16 protein-coding genes and 1 tRNA gene are annotated in these 16,047 nt (G+C 70.2%); 4 read left to right on the forward strand and 13 right to left on the reverse strand.

The window, feature by feature from the left end:
• Positions 1 to 123: 123 nt before the first annotated feature.
• The 3 genes from AC4D2E_RS06525 to AC4D2E_RS06535 all read right to left on the reverse strand — a co-directional run bounded on the left by AC4D2E_RS06525 (position 124) and on the right by AC4D2E_RS06535 (position 3,242).
• Positions 124 to 1,194, reverse strand: a complete 1,071-nt coding sequence (locus tag AC4D2E_RS06525) for a tRNA (adenine-N1)-methyltransferase (protein ID WP_181033526.1) — start codon at positions 1,192 to 1,194, stop codon at positions 124 to 126.
• Positions 1,195 to 1,290: 96 nt separating this feature from the next.
• Positions 1,291 to 2,457, reverse strand: coding sequence for a site-2 protease family protein (locus AC4D2E_RS06530; RefSeq protein WP_104164983.1), 1,167 nt, complete (start codon positions 2,455 to 2,457; stop codon positions 1,291 to 1,293).
• Positions 2,454 to 3,242 (reverse strand): HAD family hydrolase, encoded by a 789-nt coding sequence (locus tag AC4D2E_RS06535; protein WP_490952020.1) that lies wholly within the window; start codon positions 3,240 to 3,242, stop codon positions 2,454 to 2,456. The genes AC4D2E_RS06530 and AC4D2E_RS06535 overlap by 4 nt, the downstream gene beginning before the upstream one ends.
• 136 nt (positions 3,243 to 3,378) lie before the next feature.
• Between AC4D2E_RS06535 and AC4D2E_RS06540 the strand changes: the two genes are divergently transcribed.
• A complete protein-coding gene (locus AC4D2E_RS06540) occupies positions 3,379 to 4,236 on the forward strand; it encodes a PAC2 family protein (RefSeq protein WP_258069786.1) in 858 nt (285 codons plus the stop codon).
• Positions 4,237 to 4,287: 51 nt separating this feature from the next.
• Here the strand turns inward: AC4D2E_RS06540 and mshC are convergent, their stop codons facing one another.
• Together mshC and AC4D2E_RS06550 are read right to left on the reverse strand one after the other, a co-directional pair.
• A complete protein-coding gene (mshC, locus tag AC4D2E_RS06545) occupies positions 4,288 to 5,562 on the reverse strand; it encodes a cysteine--1-D-myo-inosityl 2-amino-2-deoxy-alpha-D-glucopyranoside ligase (protein WP_490952021.1) in 1,275 nt (424 codons plus the stop codon).
• A 23-nt stretch (positions 5,563 to 5,585) separates the two neighbouring features.
• Positions 5,586 to 6,410, reverse strand: coding sequence for an undecaprenyl-diphosphate phosphatase (locus tag AC4D2E_RS06550; protein ID WP_490909342.1), 825 nt, complete (start codon positions 6,408 to 6,410; stop codon positions 5,586 to 5,588).
• A 50-nt stretch (positions 6,411 to 6,460) separates the two neighbouring features.
• Here AC4D2E_RS06550 and AC4D2E_RS06555 point away from each other — a divergent pair, with 50 nt between their 5' ends.
• Positions 6,461 to 7,387, forward strand: coding sequence for an aldo/keto reductase (locus tag AC4D2E_RS06555; protein ID WP_490909341.1), 927 nt, complete (start codon positions 6,461 to 6,463; stop codon positions 7,385 to 7,387).
• 52 nt (positions 7,388 to 7,439) lie between these two features.
• On the opposite strand, the gene AC4D2E_RS06560 is transcribed toward AC4D2E_RS06555, so the two are convergent.
• Positions 7,440 to 7,706 carry a hypothetical protein gene (locus tag AC4D2E_RS06560; protein ID WP_104164975.1) on the reverse strand — a complete coding sequence of 89 codons (267 nt, stop codon included), beginning with the start codon at positions 7,704 to 7,706 and terminating at the stop codon, positions 7,440 to 7,442.
• 40 nt (positions 7,707 to 7,746) lie between these two features.
• On the opposite strand from AC4D2E_RS06560, the gene AC4D2E_RS06565 reads away from it, so the two are divergent.
• A complete protein-coding gene (locus AC4D2E_RS06565) occupies positions 7,747 to 7,980 on the forward strand; it encodes a DUF5703 family protein (RefSeq protein WP_104120479.1) in 234 nt (77 codons plus the stop codon).
• Between the two features lie 43 nt (positions 7,981 to 8,023).
• Here the strand turns inward: AC4D2E_RS06565 and AC4D2E_RS06570 are convergent, their stop codons facing one another.
• The 5 genes from AC4D2E_RS06570 to AC4D2E_RS06590 all read right to left on the reverse strand — a co-directional run bounded on the left by AC4D2E_RS06570 (position 8,024) and on the right by AC4D2E_RS06590 (position 13,376).
• A complete protein-coding gene (locus tag AC4D2E_RS06570; protein ID WP_490952022.1) occupies positions 8,024 to 9,199 on the reverse strand; it encodes an acyl-CoA dehydrogenase family protein in 1,176 nt (391 codons plus the stop codon).
• Positions 9,200 to 9,227: 28 nt separating this feature from the next.
• On the reverse strand, positions 9,228 to 10,529 hold the full coding sequence (locus AC4D2E_RS06575; RefSeq protein WP_104164971.1) for a M20/M25/M40 family metallo-hydrolase: 1,302 nt from the start codon (positions 10,527 to 10,529) through the stop codon (positions 9,228 to 9,230).
• A gap of 162 nt (positions 10,530 to 10,691) precedes the next feature.
• Complete coding sequence (locus AC4D2E_RS06580) at positions 10,692 to 11,054, reverse strand: cupin domain-containing protein (RefSeq protein WP_104166640.1); 363 nt, start codon at positions 11,052 to 11,054, stop codon at positions 10,692 to 10,694.
• Positions 11,055 to 11,372: 318 nt separating this feature from the next.
• Positions 11,373 to 13,124 carry an alkaline phosphatase D family protein gene (locus tag AC4D2E_RS06585; protein ID WP_490952023.1) on the reverse strand — a complete coding sequence of 584 codons (1,752 nt, stop codon included), beginning with the start codon at positions 13,122 to 13,124 and terminating at the stop codon, positions 11,373 to 11,375.
• Positions 13,125 to 13,292: 168 nt separating this feature from the next.
• Positions 13,293 to 13,376, reverse strand: a tRNA-Leu gene (locus AC4D2E_RS06590).
• A gap of 257 nt (positions 13,377 to 13,633) precedes the next feature.
• Here AC4D2E_RS06590 and AC4D2E_RS06595 point away from each other — a divergent pair.
• Positions 13,634 to 13,954: a hypothetical protein gene (locus AC4D2E_RS06595; protein WP_490909338.1), complete on the forward strand. Its 321-nt coding sequence runs from the start codon at positions 13,634 to 13,636 to the stop codon at positions 13,952 to 13,954.
• Positions 13,955 to 13,956: 2 nt separating this feature from the next.
• On the opposite strand, the gene AC4D2E_RS06600 is transcribed toward AC4D2E_RS06595, so the two are convergent.
• Together AC4D2E_RS06600 and AC4D2E_RS06605 are read right to left on the reverse strand one after the other, a co-directional pair.
• Positions 13,957 to 14,697 (reverse strand): M50 family metallopeptidase, encoded by a 741-nt coding sequence (locus AC4D2E_RS06600; RefSeq protein WP_490952024.1) that lies wholly within the window; start codon positions 14,695 to 14,697, stop codon positions 13,957 to 13,959.
• A gap of 11 nt (positions 14,698 to 14,708) precedes the next feature.
• Positions 14,709 to 15,989, reverse strand: coding sequence for a kynureninase (locus AC4D2E_RS06605; protein WP_490952025.1), 1,281 nt, complete (start codon positions 15,987 to 15,989; stop codon positions 14,709 to 14,711).
• Positions 15,990 to 16,047: the final 58 nt, after the last annotated feature.

Raw genomic sequence — 16,047 nt, forward strand, 5'->3', positions numbered from 1 at the left:
CTTCGGTTCGACCTTCGGCTGTCTTTCGACCTTAGCGCAGACGTCTGTCCGCCATGCGTACTGTTGCTGCGAGGTGACAACGCACGAGGGCGGCCGGTCTCTTCCCGCCGCCCGTGGGCGGGCCTACTCGACGGTGCCGCCGTCGGCGATCGCGTCGCGGCGGGCCTGGGCCTCCTCGGCGGGTAGGGACCCGCGCTGGATGGTGGACGCCGCATCCCGGGCGACGCGGCGCAACCGCTTGTCGGACACGTCGCGCTCCCCCACGGCCTGCGGCGTCCAGGCGTTGAGGTCCTCCTCGCTGAAGCCCGTCTTGGACGGCCGGCGCTTCGGGGTGAAGCCGGTGGCGCCCTCCGCCAGGCGGCGGGTGGTGAGGAGGAACCCGGTGTGCGCGACCATGCGGTGGTCGGGACGCACGGCGAGGCCCTCGAGGTGCCAGCCGCGCACCATCGACTCCCAGGCCTCGGGCTCGGTGAAGCGGCCGTCCGCGCGGATGGCCTCGGCGGTGCGGGAGAGCTGGGTGACCGTGGCCACGTAGCTGATCCAGACGCCGCCGGGGGCCAGGACCGTGGCGACGGCGTCGAGGCACTCCCAGGGGGCCAGCATGTCCAGCACCACGCGGTCCACCGATCCGGGGGCCTCCTGGGCGAGGACCTGTTCCTGGAAATCGCCGAGCGTGATCTGCCAGGCCGGGTGGGGCCCGCCGAAGATGGTCTCGACGTTGCCGCGGGCGATGTCCGCGAATTCCTCGCGGCGCTCGAAGGAGTGCAGGTAGCCGTGGTCGCCCACGGCCCGCAGCAGCGAGATGGACAGTGCGCCGGAGCCCACGCCGGCCTCGACCACGCGTGCGCCCGGGTAGATGTCGGCCATCGTGACGATCTGCCCGGCATCCTTCGGGTAGACGACTGCCGCGCCGCGCGGCATGGACAGGACGAAGTCCGAGAGGAGCGGCCTCAGGGCCTGGTACAGCTGACCGGTGGTGTTCTCGAGGATGGTGCCCTCGGTGGCGCCGATGAGCGCGTCGTGCTGGAGGAAGCCCTTGTGGGTGTGGAATGCGCCACCGGGTGTGAGGGTGATGGTATTCATCCGGCCCTTCTCGTCGGTCAGCTGCACGCGCTCGCCGGCGCGGAACGGCCCGCGGCGGGCTGCTGCACCATGCGGGTCGGCGGATGCTTCGGGTGTGGGGGTGGTGCTCATGGGTGGTCCTTCGGCGCGGGCCGGCGGGGCCGGCATGAATGAGGCGGGATGACTCGTGAGGAGGTGGGGGCGGGTGGGCTGGAGCGCGGCCGCCGGTCAGGCGTCGGGCGGGGTTCCCAGTGCGCTCTTGCCGGTGATGGCCTGCACCACCGTCCGCTGGTGGAGCAGGCCGGTGACCGCGCCCGAGCGGTTCACGACGGCGTACTGGTTGCCCTCCAGCCGCGCGAGGAACTGCACGAGCTCCTGTCCCTCCGCCCACTCCGGGACGTAGGCGCCGGCGGCGAGGCGGCGTGCGGCGGCATTGACGGGCGTGTCGGCCGCGGCCTCGTCCGGGACGGCGAGCAGCGCGGCGTCGTCGACCACGGCCTCGGGGACGCCGGAGGCCCCGGTCAGGACGACCGAGACACCCGGGTTCTCCCGGAGGATGCGCCGGACGGCGAGCACGCTGGTGCCCGCCGGAACGCCGACGGCGGGTTCCTGCAGTCGGCCCGCGCTGATCGCGGGGAGGCGCAGGCGCATCCGCGCGTTCGTGATGGCGGCCGTCGCACCCATCCACAGGAACGCTCCCATGACCACGGCGATGAGGATGAACGTGAGGTCGGGACCGCGGCCCTGGACCAGCAGCACGCCGACCACGCCGCCCAGCAGCAGGACCACGAGGATGCGTCCGGCCCAGCCGGCGGCCACGGTGCCCTTCTCCTGGCTCCCGGTCACCCGCCAGACCGCGCTCTCGACGAGCCGCCCGCCGTCCAGGGGCAGCCCCGGCAGCACGTTGAAGACCGCGACGAGCAGGTTCGCCCAGACGAGGATGGTCGTCAGGAGGTAGGCGGCACCGCCCGGTGCCACCGCCTGGAGGATCACCCAGCCGAGACCTGCGAGCACGAAGTTCGCGGCGGGCCCTGCGAGGGCGACGAGGAGGGACCGTCCCGGAGAGGCGTTGAAGCTCGCGAACTGGGTGTGTCCGCCCCACAGGTTGAGCACGATCCGCGTGGTGGGCCAGCCGAAGGCGCGGGCCGTGAGGGCATGCGCCAGTTCGTGGACGAGCACGGAGGCCGCGAGGAGCAGGGCATACCCGAGGGCGACGGCATACGCGCCGGCGCCGATCCCGGGGATCAGCTGGCCCACGCGCGGTCCGAAGACCAGCACGATGAAGGCCGTGATCACGAACCAGGACCACGCCAGGACCACGGGAACACCGGCGATCCGGCCGAGCGGCAGGCCGGGGGTCTTCTCCTGCCGCGGTGCGTCCTGGACTCCGCTCACGCGACGTCCTCGCTGTCCTCGAACTCGTCCTCGGCGTCGGCCGCGGGCAGCAGTGCCGCGAGATCCGCAGGCGTGCGTCCGGCGAGTGTGTCCCACTCGGTGCGGCGTGGGTCGGGCGGCAGCGGCACGAAGTGCGGGACGGCGAGGGTGGTGAGCCCGGCGGCGAGGGCGGCGGTCACCCCGGGCAGGGAGTCCTCGATCGCGACCACCTGGTGCTTGTTCAGTCCCGGGTGGTCGGCGGCCAGCAGGTCGAAGCCCAGCTGGTAGGACTCCGGGTCGGGTTTGCCGGCACTCACGCGGTCCCCGGTGACGAGGTGGGTGAAGGTCCCCTCCGGCAGGTGTGCGGCGACCGCGCTCGCGAGGAGGGTCTCGGACATGGTGACCATCGCGCAGGGGATGCCCTCGGCGTGCAGCGCGGCGAGCAGTTCCCGCGCTCCCGCACGCCAGGGGACGGCCTGGCTGACGTCGGCCGCCACGCGCCCGATGAGGTGGTCGATGATGTCGCGGATGCCGAGGTCCACCCCGGCCTGCTGGAGCTGCCCGGCGGAGAACTCGAGGGCCTGGCCGACCAGCGTGGTGGCCTGCTCGTCCGTCCAGGTCCCGCCGTGCGCCTCGACCAGGTCCTTCTCGGCCCGGATCCAGTACGGCTCGGTGTCGACGATGGTTCCGTCCATGTCCCAGAGCACGCCGCGGAGGCCCCCGGAGTTCCCGGCGACGGCCGCCCGCCCGTCGTCGGCCTCGTCGGGGGCAAGGATGTGCGTGCTGCCGGTGGGGTGGGTTGCCATGCCTCCAAGTCTACGGTGGCGGTCCGGGCGGACCCGCCGCCGTGCCCCCGCGGCGGCGGGAGGCCGCCTGACATGGCCGCGCACCGGGGTCTAGGGTGAGAGCGTGGATAGCTTCGAAGAGAACCAGCCGGTCGGCGTGCAGGATCTGTTCCAGGACGCGGACGAGCCCGAGCGCAGGATCACGATCATGCTCGCGGCCTTCGAGGGATGGAACGACGCCGGTGAGGCGGCCAGCGACGCGCTGAAGTACATGGGGCGCTTCTTCGGCAGTGAACGCATCTCGACGATCGACGCCGACGAGTTCTACGACTTCCAGTTCACCCGCCCCATGATCAAGCGGAACTCCTCGGGACAGCGCCGCATCAAGTGGCCCAACACACGCATCAGCAAGACCGTCGTGCCCCACTCGAATGTCGACCTGATCCTTGTCAACGGCGTGGAGCCCTCCTACAAATGGCGGGCCTACACCGCCGAGCTGGTCGCGCTGGCGAAGGAGCTCAGCGTGGACTGCATCGTCCTGGTCGGCGCTCTCCTCGCGGATGTACCCCACTCGCGTCCCATCCCCGTGACCGTCACGTCCGACGACGACCTCGTCCGGCAGAGCCTCGACGTCGAGCCGTCCACGTACGAGGGTCCCATCGGGATCGTCGGGGTGCTGGCGGAGATGGGCCTGCTCGCGGACATCCCCACCATGTCCCTGTGGGCCGCCGTGCCGCACTACGTGGGTCAGTCGCCCTCACCGAAGGCGCAGCTCGCACTCCTGAACAAGCTCGAGGAGATCCTGCAGATCGCTGTGGACACGCACGTCCTCACGGAGGAGTCGGAGGCCTGGGAACGCGGGGTCGATGAGCTCGCCACCGAGGACCCCGAGGTCGCCGCCTACGTGCGCCAGCTCGAGGAGGCGAAGGACACCGTGGACCTCCCGGAGGCCAGCGGCGAGTCGATCGCCCGCGAGTTCGAGCGGTACCTGAAGAAGCGCCGGCGCGAACAGTAGGCCGGCCGCCGCCCGGTACGCCTGGAGCAGCTACGCCTGAAGCAAGTACGCCTAGAGCCGTACGCCGAGCAGGGCGTCGACGACGTCTCCCAGTGCACGTCCACCGGTCCAGCCGCCGGTCCGCGCGGGCTGCGCCGCGGCCCACCCGTCGATCGCGGCCAGCGCGGACGGCGCATCGAGGTCGTGCGCCAGGTGCGCCCGCACCCGGTCCCGGACCTCCACGACGTCCTGCTCCGTCGCGGACCGAGCCGCCCGGCGCCACGTGGCGAGACGGCGGATCGCGGCGTCGAGGACGCCGTCCGTCCACGACCAGTCCGCGCGGTAGTGGTGGGCGAGGATCGCCAGACGGATCGCCGCCGGGTCCACGCCTTCCTGGCGCAGCCTCGACACGAGCACCAGGTTCCCGCGCGACTTGCTCATCTTCTCGCCGTCGTAACCGACCATCCCGGCGTGGGCGTAGTGCTGCGCCAGGGGTGTGCCGCCGGCGGCCCAGGCATGCGAGGCGCTCATCTCGTGGTGCGGGAAGACGAGGTCCGAACCTCCGCCCTGCACGGTGAACGGGGCCGGCAGGAACTGCTGGGCGATCACGGCACACTCGATGTGCCAGCCCGGCCGGCCCTCGCCGAGCGACCCGGCGGGCCAGCTCGGCTCCCCCGGCCGCGCGACGCGCCAGAGGAGGGGATCGAGTGCGTTGCGCTTGTGGGGCCGCCGGGGGTCGCCGCCGCGTTCGGCCGACAGCGCGAGCATGGTCTCGACATCGAGGTGCGAGACCTGCCCGAGGAACCAGCGGGCGGTGTCGTCCGGGTCGAGGGCGGCTGCCGCGTCGAGGGAGAAGTAGACGTCGCCGTCGGGCTCCCCGCCCTCCCCCGGCACCGTGTAGGCGAGGTCGCGGTCCACCAGCTTCTCGACGATCGGGACGATCCAGTCGATCGACTCCACGGCGCCGATGTAGTGATCCGGCGGCAGGACGTTCAGGGCCTCCATGTCCTCACGGAACAGGGCGATCTGGTCGGCGGCGAGGTCCTGCCAGTCCACGCCCGTGGCGGTGGCCCGTTCGAGGAGGGGGTCATCGACGTCGGTCACGTTCTGCACGTAGCGCACCGTGGAGCCCGCATCACGCCAGGTCCGGTTGAGGAGGTCGAAGGCCACGTAGGTCGACGCGTGGCCGAGGTGCGTGGCGTCGTAGGGGGTGATGCCGCAGACGTAGAGACTCTGCTCGGGGAGGTTCCCGAGGGGTGCCGGCCCCTGGAGCGCCGTGTCGAACAGGCTGATACCCGACTGGGTGCCGTCGAGTACTGGGACAGGGGTCGAATTCCACGCAATCACAGTGTCAACCTTACGGGCCGCCGTCAGGCGCTGATGACGCCGAAGCCGAGGAGCACGTACAGGGCGAGGCCGAGCAGGATGCGGTACCAGACGAAGAGGCCGTAGCCGCGGGTCGTGACGTACCGGAGGAACCAGCCGATGATCGCGAAGCCGACGACGAAGGCCACGACGGTGGCCAGGGCGGTTTCCGCGAGCCCGTACGGACCGGTCTCGTCAAAGCTCTTCACGAGCTGGAACACGCCGCTGCCGAACACCGCGGGGATGGCCAGCAGGAACGAGTAGCGTGCCGCGGCTTCGCGGGTGTAGCCCATGAGCAGCCCGGCGGTGATGGTGCCGCCGGAGCGGGACACGCCGGGGATCAGCGCCAGGGCCTGAGCCAGTCCGTACAGGATGCCGTGCCGGTAGGTGAGGCTCCTGAGGTCCCGTGTCTGCCGTCCGACGGCGTCGGCGATAGCCAGGATGATGCCGAAGACGATCAGCATCGTCGCGACGATCCACATGCTGCGGAACGAGCCCTCGATCTGCTCCTGGAACAGGAGCCCGAGCACGACGATCGGCACACTGCCGATGATGACCAGCCAGCCCATGCGCGCGTCCGGGTCGTTCCGCGGAACCGTGCCCCTCAGCGCGCCGAACCAGGCTTTGACGATCCGGACGATGTCCCGCCAGAAGAACACGACGACGGCGGTCTCGGTGCCGAGCTGGGTGATGGCGGTGAACGCCGCACCCGGGTCCTCCGCGTTCGGGAGGAACTCGCCCACGATGCGCAGGTGTGCGCTCGATGAAATGGGTAGGAATTCGGTGAGGCCCTGGACGAACCCCAGGATGATCGCTTCTATCCAATTCACTCTTACGACCCTAAGCCATGCGGCGGGTGGCAGGCTTTAGGCTTGGCCTCATGCAACGGCGAAATGTGGGGATGAGCGGCCTGACCGTGTCCGCTCTGGGGCTGGGCACCATGAACTGGGGCCAGGAAGTGTCCGAGGAGGCCGCCCGGGAGCAGCTCCGCCTCTTCGCCGATGCCGGCGGCACTCTCATCGAGACCGCGGCACGCTATGGCGAGGGCCAGGCGGAGGCAATACTGGGCGGTTTCATCGGCGACACCGTGGCCCGCTCGGAGCTCGTCCTCGTGGTGCAGGGCGGCACCACCCGCACCGGGAGTCGACGCCTCGACGCCTCGCGCCGGGGTCTGCTCGATTCGCTCGACGCCTCCCTGTCGCTGCTCGGCACGGACCACGTCGACGTGTGGCTCGCGCCATCCCCTGACTCCGCCGTGCCGCTGGAGGAGACGCTGAGCGCGCTGGAAGCGGCCTACGTGACCGGTCGGGCGCGCTACGTCGGCGTCTCCGACTACGCAGGTTGGGAGTTCGCCCGCGCGGCCGCGACGGCGTCCTTCCCGCTCCTCGTCAACGACGTCGAGTACTCGCTCGTGAACCGTGGCGCCGAGCGGGACGTGCTCCCCGCCGCGGAGGCGTTCGGGGCCGCGGTGTTCGCCTGGGGTCCGCTGGGCCGCGGCGTCCTGACCGGCAAGTACCGCGGCAGGATCCCCACGGAGTCACGTGGAGCCTCCGATGTGTGGGCGCCGTACGTGGAGCCCTACCTCGCCGGGAAACCCCAGCGCATCACGGAGGCGCTGTGCACGGCGGCGCGCGGACTGGATCTGCAGCCCCACGAACTCGCCCTGCGCTGGCTCCTCCACCGGTCCGGTGTTGCCTCGGCGATCGTGGGCGCCCGGACGCCGCAGCAACTCAAGGAGATTCTGCAGACCAGCGGCTCGCCCGTGGCGGAACCCATCGCTGCGGTCCTCGACGAGGTTTCTGCCTGAAGCACGAGGTCTCCGCCTCAGGGGTCGGGCCTCAGGGGTCAGTTCTGAGGAGTCAGTTCTCCACTTCGGCTTCCACGAGGTCCGGCGCATACTCGGCGTCGTCGTCCTCGTCGTCCGCCTCCTCGTAGATCTCGAGGGGGGTGACCTCCCCGAAGGCGTCGTAGAGGGCCTCCTCGTAGACCTCGAACGCATCGGCGATCCCCACGTAGGCCGCCTCGACGGCCGGGTCGTCCTCGCGCCGTCGTGATGCCGAGGCCGCAAGGTGCTCTTCGAGGGCTGTCACGAGGGACTGGAGCGCGACACGCGGATCTATGCTCATGGCTAGACGTTATCGGTAAAGTGGACCGAATTGGAGGGATATGCGAGAACATTTTCTGAACGCCACAGCCGTCCGGGAGCGCGATTACGGCCGCCAGTACGAGTACCTAGTCCTCACGGTGAACGCCGGGGAACCGCTGCCGGCCGCGCGCAAACTCGTCGCCGAGCACGCCGAGTACGGCAAGTGGGAACTCGAGCGCAGCTGCATCTACATGGGGGGCGGCCGACGGTACTGGCTGCGGCGGAAAGTGCTCCGCGTCGAACGCACCGCCTGAGCCCCCCTGCTTCGAGGAGGTCCCGAGCAGGTGGGTGGGCCCGTCAGCCCGACGGCGGACCCAGCAGCGCGGTCGCGACCGTCGCCCGCGCGGACTCCTCCGTCGACGGATGGAACTGCCCGGCCAGCGCGTCGCGGTGGAGGCGGGCAGCCTCCGACGACGCCGAGAACCCCGACCCCCCGCCCACGTGGAGCGCTGCCGTGGTGGAGGCCACCGCAGCCTCCACCGCATGCGTCTTGAGCGTCACGAGGCGCGCGAACCACTGCGCCGTATCGCCCGCCCGTGCGTCCAGATCCCACGTGACCTGCCGGAGTTCCGCCTCCGCGCCGGTCCGCCGCATGGCGGGCCCGGCCAGCAGGTTCCGCAGCACAGGGTCGTCGGACAGTGCGCGGTCCCCCACGTGGCTCCGGCGGCGCGTCATGGCGTCCACCGTGAGCTCGAGGGCGCGGTCCGCGATCCCGAGGTAGACGGACGCGACGAGCGTCTCGAACGCCGCGAAGATCCCGAAGACCAGCGGGTCCGCATTCGGCCCCACCGGCAGGGTGCGGAAGACCGCGTCCGGGGGGACCCTCACTCCGGCCAGGCGGGTCGTGTTGGACTGCGTGGCGCGCATCCCCAGCGGATTCCAGTCCTCGAGGATCTCCACCCCCGGGGTGCCGCGGGGGACGAAGGCGTGGAGGATCGTGTCGTCCCCGCGGTTCCCGCCCTCGAGCTTCCCGAAGATCCCGAGGCGGGTCCACACGGGTGAGAGGCTCGTGAAGACCTTCGTGCCGGTGAAGCTGTACCCGCCGTCCGCCAGGCGTTCCACCCGTGTCAGCGAATCGAACAGGACGGCGTCGTTGCCCGGCTCCGAGACGCCGAACGCGAAGACCTCTCCTCCCGCGGCGTCGTCGAGGACGAACCGCAGCGAGGAGTCGCCGCGGTCCGCGAGGAGGCCGGCGACGGCCGTCCAGACCAGATGCATGTTGATGCCAAGTGCCGTGGCGGGGGCGGCCGCGGCGAGCCGCCGCTGGGCTGCGGCGGCCAGCGCCATCCCGCCCGCGTCGCCCGGCGGTGTATCCGTCAGGAGGCGCAGGTACCCGAGCGCGGTCAGCTCCTCGAAGTCCTCGGTGAAGAAGGTGTTCGCGGCGTCGTAGCCGGCGGCGCGTCCCCGGAACCGCTCGAGCAGATCCTCCGGCAGGAGCTGCCCGACTCCGTGAGCCGTCGTCGTGGTGGTCATGGCGCCTCCCGGGGTGGTCGGATCCTGCTCAGTAGGTGGTGAGCAGACGGGCCAGCACCTTCGCACCGAAGCGCAGCGAGTCGGTGGGCACGCGCTCGTCCACGCCGTGGAACATGCCCGTGAAATCGAGCTCGTCGGGCAGCTGCAGGGGCGCGAAGCCGTAGCCGGTGATGCCGAGGCGGCTCAGCGACTTGTTGTCCGTGCCGCCCGAGAGCGTGTACGGGAGGACCTTCGCGCCGGGGTCCTCCGCGTGCAGGGCGTCGATCATCGAGTCCACGAGGTTGCCGGCGAACGGCACCTCGAGCGAGGTGTCCTTGTGCTCGTAGCTCACTTCGACGCCGTCGCCCGCGAGCCCGCGGATGATCTCCAGCACCTGGTCCTGCTGGCCGGGCAGCGTGCGCACATCGATCAGCGCCTCGGCGGTCCCGGGGATCACGTTGTGCTTGTAGCCGCTCTTGAGCACCGTCGGGTTGGCGGTGTTCTGCAGGGTCGCCCCGACGAAACGCGCCACGGTGCCGAGCTCCCTGAGGAGCACGTCCGGGTTGTCGGGGTCGAATTCGACGCCGGTCAGCTCGGTGACGCCGTCGAGGAACTGGCGTGTGGTGGGCGTCAGCTCGATGGGCCAGGCGTGGTCGCCGATGCGCGTGACGGCCCGCGCCAGGGCGGTGACGGCGTTGTCGGTGTTGATCTGGGAACCGTGACCGGCGCGGCCGTGGGCCACCAGGCGCAGCCAGGAGATGCCCTTCTCCGCCGTCTGCAGGAGATACGTCCGCTGGCCGCCGATCGTCGCGGAGAACCCGCCCACCTCCGAGATGGCCTCCGCGGCGCCCTCGAAGACCTCCGGCTTGTTGTCCACGAGCCAGGACGCACCGTAGGCCCCGCCGGCTTCCTCGTCGGCGAAGAACCCGAAGATGAGGTCCCGCTTGGGCTTGATGCCGTCACGCTGCATGGACCGCAGGACGGACAGGATCATGGCGTCCATGTCCTTCATGTCCACCGCGCCGCGGCCCCAGATCAGACCGTCCTTCTCCTCGCCGCCGAAGGGGTCGACCGCCCAGTCCTCCTTCTGCGCGGGGACCACGTCGAGGTGGCCGTGCACCACGAGCGCGGGCAGGGAGGAGTCCGTGCCCTCCATGCGGGCGAGGACGGAGGTGCGGCCTGGAGCGGCCTCGAACAGCTGGGTCGGGAGTCCCACCTCCTCGATGAGTCCGGCGGTGTACTCGGCGGCCTTCCGCTCCCCCGGGCCCGCGTTGTCCCCGAAGTTCGAGGTATCGATGCGGATCAGTTCCTGGCAGATCCTGACGACTTCATCTTCGGGTGTGATGCCCACGTGGTCCTCCTCGGTAGCGGTTGCGACTCCAGCCTACCGAGCGCCCGCCCCCCGGGTCCGGCCGACCTGCCTGCAGACACGAGAAGGCCCCGGCCGGATCTGTCCGACCAAGGCCTGACTGGTGCAGGGCACGTGTCTTCGAGGCGTGCCGCGTTCCCGTATTCAGGGTTTGGCGTAGTCGGCGAACCCCTGCCAGTCGATGAAGACACACGGTGTGTCTCCCACCACCCAGGCGTCATGCCCGGGGGCCATGGCGGCGAAGTCACCCGGCCCGTACTCCATCTCCTCTCCGTCGTTCATGACGACTCTCATCCGGCCGGACACGAAGTAGCCCACGTGGGCGGCCTGGCAGCTGTCGGTCTTCGCGATCGGTTTGACGTGCTCGGACCAGTGCCAGCCGGGATGGAAGGTGGCGCGGCCCACCGGGCCCCGTTCCGAATCGACGAGTTGGAGCTGGCCCGAGTCGCCCTCGAACGGACGCGTCTCCTCGGGCGCATCAAGGCTCTTCCGAATCAAACCAGGCATCGTGACCTCCTGTGGGTCGTAGTGATCGTTCGTTGTGGTGAAGCGCCGGCGGCTGCTCCGCGGCTGCTCGTCCGGTCCGTGCACCGTGGGGAGAATGTGCATCCATTCCGAGAAGGCGGCGATGTCGTTTCACCCTCCGGTGACGTCTGCGCAGCTCAGGCGATGCCCCTGCACACGGCTTCGGGCGGGGACATCCAGCTGGTTCTGCCTGTTTTGTGGGACCAGAATGAACCTGCCGTCCCGAGGGGTCAAGAGCACATCGGACCCGATCTCGAGTTCGGCGCCGTTCCGGCGGCAGCACGGGGAGGCGCATGATCCCTACTTCCGCCGTCCTCTCCGTGCCCGAGTGCCCCTGGACGTCGAGAGCGCTGCCTCGGGCACAGCTTCCCCTCCCGGCACGTTTCCGGACCCACGCCGCGGCACTGTCATGGCGGCAACCTCCTTGAGCCGGGGGTGGAGATGGTCGTCACCGTCCACCGTGCCCGACTGCCACGACAGCGTGAGCCCGTCCGCGGTGTCCTCGAGCGACGCGAGGTTGTTGTCGAACCACGGTCCCCTGATGTTCCGCCAGCGGAACGGTGGGTCGGGAACTTTCACGGAGCGCGCCACGAGTGCCCCGAGAGGTGCCGCCACGGCGTAGGACAGGATGGCGGTGGAGGAGCGCAGGAGCCGCGGCAGCGGATTGCGGATCGGGGAGCAGACCACCTGGAGGATACGGCTGCCCGACGTCCTGTCCACCTCCGCGACGTACGAGAAGTGGACGTCTCCCGACAGGAAGGTCACCGTCTCCGGTGCCGGGCCCCGGTTGCCGTCCGCCACGTCCGTCGCCATGAGGGCCACGGCGCGGAAGCTGTTCTGGAAGGCGGCCCAGTGTTCGAGATCCATGCCCTGCCGCAGTTTCTCGCCCAGCCGTGCGCCCAGCGCGCCCCACGCACCCTGAGCGAGGGCCTCGTCCCACGACTCGATGTGATGCAGCCCCAGCGGCAGGAGGAACGGCAGCGAGGTTCCCACCAGCAGGTGCCGGAATCCGCCCACCATCCTGTGATCCAGCCACGCCGTCTCCTCCTCGCTGAGCAGGGAGCGCGCATCGGGTGTCAGCACGCGGGATACGCGGGAGTCGACCACGATCAGGCGCGTGTCATCGAAGTCGCGGCAGTAGCTCCAGCGGTAGCTGGCCGGGTCCTTGTCCGCCCGGTCGGCGAAGGCGTCGAGCTCCTCGCTCAGGTCGAGCTCGGCGGCGTCGTGATGGTCGACGATCCGTTGCCAGATGCGGTCCTCGGCACGCCCGTCCGGTGACAGGTTGCCGAGGTGCTGGTACACCCAGTACGACGCCAGGCCCGCGACGATCCGGTCCTGCCACCAGGAGGTGGCCTCCATTTCCTGCTTCCAGGAGGTGGAGGCGTTCCAGTCATCACGGATGTCGTGGTCGTCGAAGATCATGGCACTGGGAAGGGTGGACAGCAACCAGCGGTTGGCACTGTCGGACCAGGCCAGGTTGTACAGGTGGGCGTACTCCTCGTAGTCCTTCAGCTCGGCGCCGGGCTCCTCCTCGATGTCCCTCCGCCCGCGGATGAACTGCTGCATCTCCTCACTGGTGGAATCGGCGTACACCTGGTCGCCGAGGAAGAGCATCAGGTCCGGCCGCGGTGAACTGTCGTCCTTCATCCGGTGGAGCGCGTACGCACGCATGGCGTCGATGCCGTGGGTCCGATTGCCCTCCTTGGTGTGGGGGACGCTCGTGCGGCAGGACCCGAAGGCCAGTCGCAGGGGCTTCCCCGGGGTGCGTGTCGCGATGCTCGACGGCGGGAATTCGGGAACGGATCCGGGGTCCGGCCAGGCCTGGTGTCCGTCGATCTCCACCGTGTAGGCGGTGACGCTTCCCGGCTCGAGTCCGTCCACCTCGACGAGCGCGTAATGGTGCCCGTGGACCGCGAAGGTGCGTGCTTCCCAGGATCGCCGGGCGGCCCGGACGACGACGTGAGCCGCGGCACCGACCTCCACCCAGATACTGGCCGAGGTTTCGTCGACGTACCGCAGTATGGGGCCGAGGACCAGAGGATTTGGTGTCATACGTATGTTCTACCCTTCGGCACGCAGGTTGATACAGAAGAGCTTGCCTTGCAGATCACCATGCGAACCGCAGGCCCACGGATGGCCGAAGTCGGCACTCGCGTGGTCGGATCCGCCTCCACAAGGTCGAGGGCACAAAAAAACCCCGGCGAACCGGGGTTTTCTTTGTGCGCGGAGGGGGACTTGAACCCCCACCCTCAATAAGAGGACTAGCACCTCAAGCTAGCGCGTCTGCCATTCCGCCACCCGCGCGGGTGGTTTTTCACCGTAGAAACCGGCGAAAGCAACGAGAAATACTCTAACACGACTTCACCCGGGTTGTTGAATCGGCGGGCGCTAGGGGGGCGACCACCGTATCCCCCATGGATCCGGTCGACGACGGCAGCCATACGTACTGCCGGGGAAAGGGCAACATCAGCCGCACCCTGCCCGCCGCCGTCGCCCCACGCCTATGCTGGAGCGAGGACTGACCGGTGCCCGCAGCGCCAGGAGTGGAAGGAAGGAACCACATGGACCACGAAGACCACGCCGATTCCGACCGGGACCACGACACGGAGCCGCACGAGAAACGCGACCGGGAGCAGCACGCCCTGACCAGCGACGCCATGGAACGCGCGAACATCTCGATCGGCGACCTGTGGGAGCACTACTTCAGCATGGGCGGAGGCGTGGACGAGTACGAGGTCACCGCCTATCTGCACGGCCTGATCGAGCTCCCGGCACACGAGCGGGACTGCATCTCGCAGGCCGTCAACGAGCTCTACGACGATCTCTGCCGGCAGCAGGGAGCCCCTTACAGTTCAGGGCACCTCCGCCGCGGCGACGGCTGAGGTCAGGACGACGCCCCGGCGATCAGCGCGAGCGGCGTGAAGGACAGGGCCACGGCTGCGCCGATGACGAGCGCGAACATGCCGAGCCACACCGGCGACGGGATACGGGTCGCTACGCGGAGCAGGTGGGCGTTCGAGGAGACGAGGTCCCGCCGTCGTCGGTGGACCCGCACCACCTTCACCCAGTCGCGGCACGCGCCGACCAGCAGCGCGACGCCGAGCACCAGGCAGGCGTAGCCGGCGGCCGCCGCTCCCCCGAACCAGACGAGGCCGAGCGACACGGCAGCGCTGCCGCCGAGAATGAGCACCCCCTGCCCGTTCCGGATCAGGGCCAGCGCCGCCACGAGGACCACCGCACTGATCGACAGCGCCGCCGGCGCCCAGCCGTGCGCGGTACCCCAGAGGAGCAGGGAGCCGACGACGGCGGGCACCGGATAGCCCCAGAAGGTCGTGAAGGCCGCCCGCCAGCCCCGACGGCCGAGGCTCGTCGTGGTTCCCGAGTGGTCGAGGCGGAGCGTGATCCCCGTGACGCGCTGCAGGGTCAGCAGGGCGGCGGTCGCGTGGCCCAGCTCATGGACCACCGTGACGAAGAACCCGAAGACCCGCCACGAGCGACGGGGCACCGAGAGGGCCACGGCCACCAGCACGATCGCGACGAGTCCGACGGCGCCGATCGCGGGAGGAGCCACCCTGAGGAAGCCGTCGGTGATCCGCTCCCAGAGCTGCCCCGGCAGGGTCTCCACTGCCGTTCCCCCTACCCGGCCCCGCGTGCCGCCGGGTCCAGTCGCTCGGCGTCGGACCCCTGGGCCGCCTGCTCCAGGCGCGCGGCGATGGCCGCGACGGCGACGGCGACCTCATGGAACGACGTCGACAGGGGCGAGAGGCCGAGCCGGATCCCGTTCGGATTGCGGTAGTCGGGGATGATGCCGTCCTGCCACAGCTCCGGCACCATTCCGGCGAAATCGGGGTGGTCGATGGTGATGTGGCCGCCGCGGGTCTGCGCGGCACGCGGCGAGGCGAGGAGAACGCCGTACGGGGCCAGCACGACGTCGACGGCATCGACGGCGAAGGCGGTCAGGTCCTCCGACTTGGCCCGAATGGCCGGCATGCCGACGTCCTCGATCAGGGCGAGCATGTCGCGCATCGGGAGCATCCCGAGAATCGGGGGCGTGCCCGAGACCAGGCGCCGGACGCCGTCGGCGGGCTGGTAGGTGGAGCCCATGGCGAACGGGTCCGCGCTGCCCAGCCAGCCGAGGACGGGCTGGTCGAGGGTCGGCAGGTGCCGCTTCGCGACATACGCCCACGCCGGCGCTCCGGGCCCACCGTTGAGGTACTTGTAGCTGCATCCCGCCGCGAAGTCGACATCCCAGGCATCGAGGTCCGCCGGAACGGACCCGACCGAGTGGCTGAGGTCCCACAGGACGAGGGCGCCGGCGTCGTGGGCGATCCTCGTGATGGCGGGCACGTCGGCGATGAACCCGGAGCGGTACGCGACGTGGCTGAGCAGCACGAGCGCCGTCCGGGGGCCGACGGCGGCGGCGACATCCGCGGGCGTCGCACCGCCGTCGTACGCGACGTCGATCCAGCGGAGGGTCAGGCCGCGCTCGCGGGCGATCCCCTCGACGATGAACCGGTCCGTCGGGAAGTTGTCGCGGTCGATGACGATCTCCGTCCGCCCTGGGCGGGCGGCCACCGACGCCCGGGCGAGCTTGTAGAGGATCACGCTCGTCGAATCGGCCACGACGCACTGGCCCGCGGCCGCCCCGAGCGCCACCCGGCCCAGCTGGTCGCCGATCCGTTCCGCCAGCCCGAGCCACCCCTCGTCCCAGCCGCGGATCAGGCGACCGCCCCACTGGTCCCGGACGAACGACGCCAGGCCGTCCGCGGTTGCGGCGAGGGGACGCCCCAGGGAATTGCCGTCGAGGTACGAGAGCACGGTGTGGTCGTCGGTGCCGAGGAACAGCATCCGGTGCCTGCCGAGGGGGTCAGCGGCGTCGAGCTCCGCCGCGCGGGTGAAGAGGTCGAAGCCGGTCATGCGCCTAAGTCTAGGGGCGGCAGGGACGAGGGCGGCGGGGCGGGGCCGGACGAGGCAC

This window comes from Arthrobacter sp. TJ-265 (genome assembly GCF_058269135.1).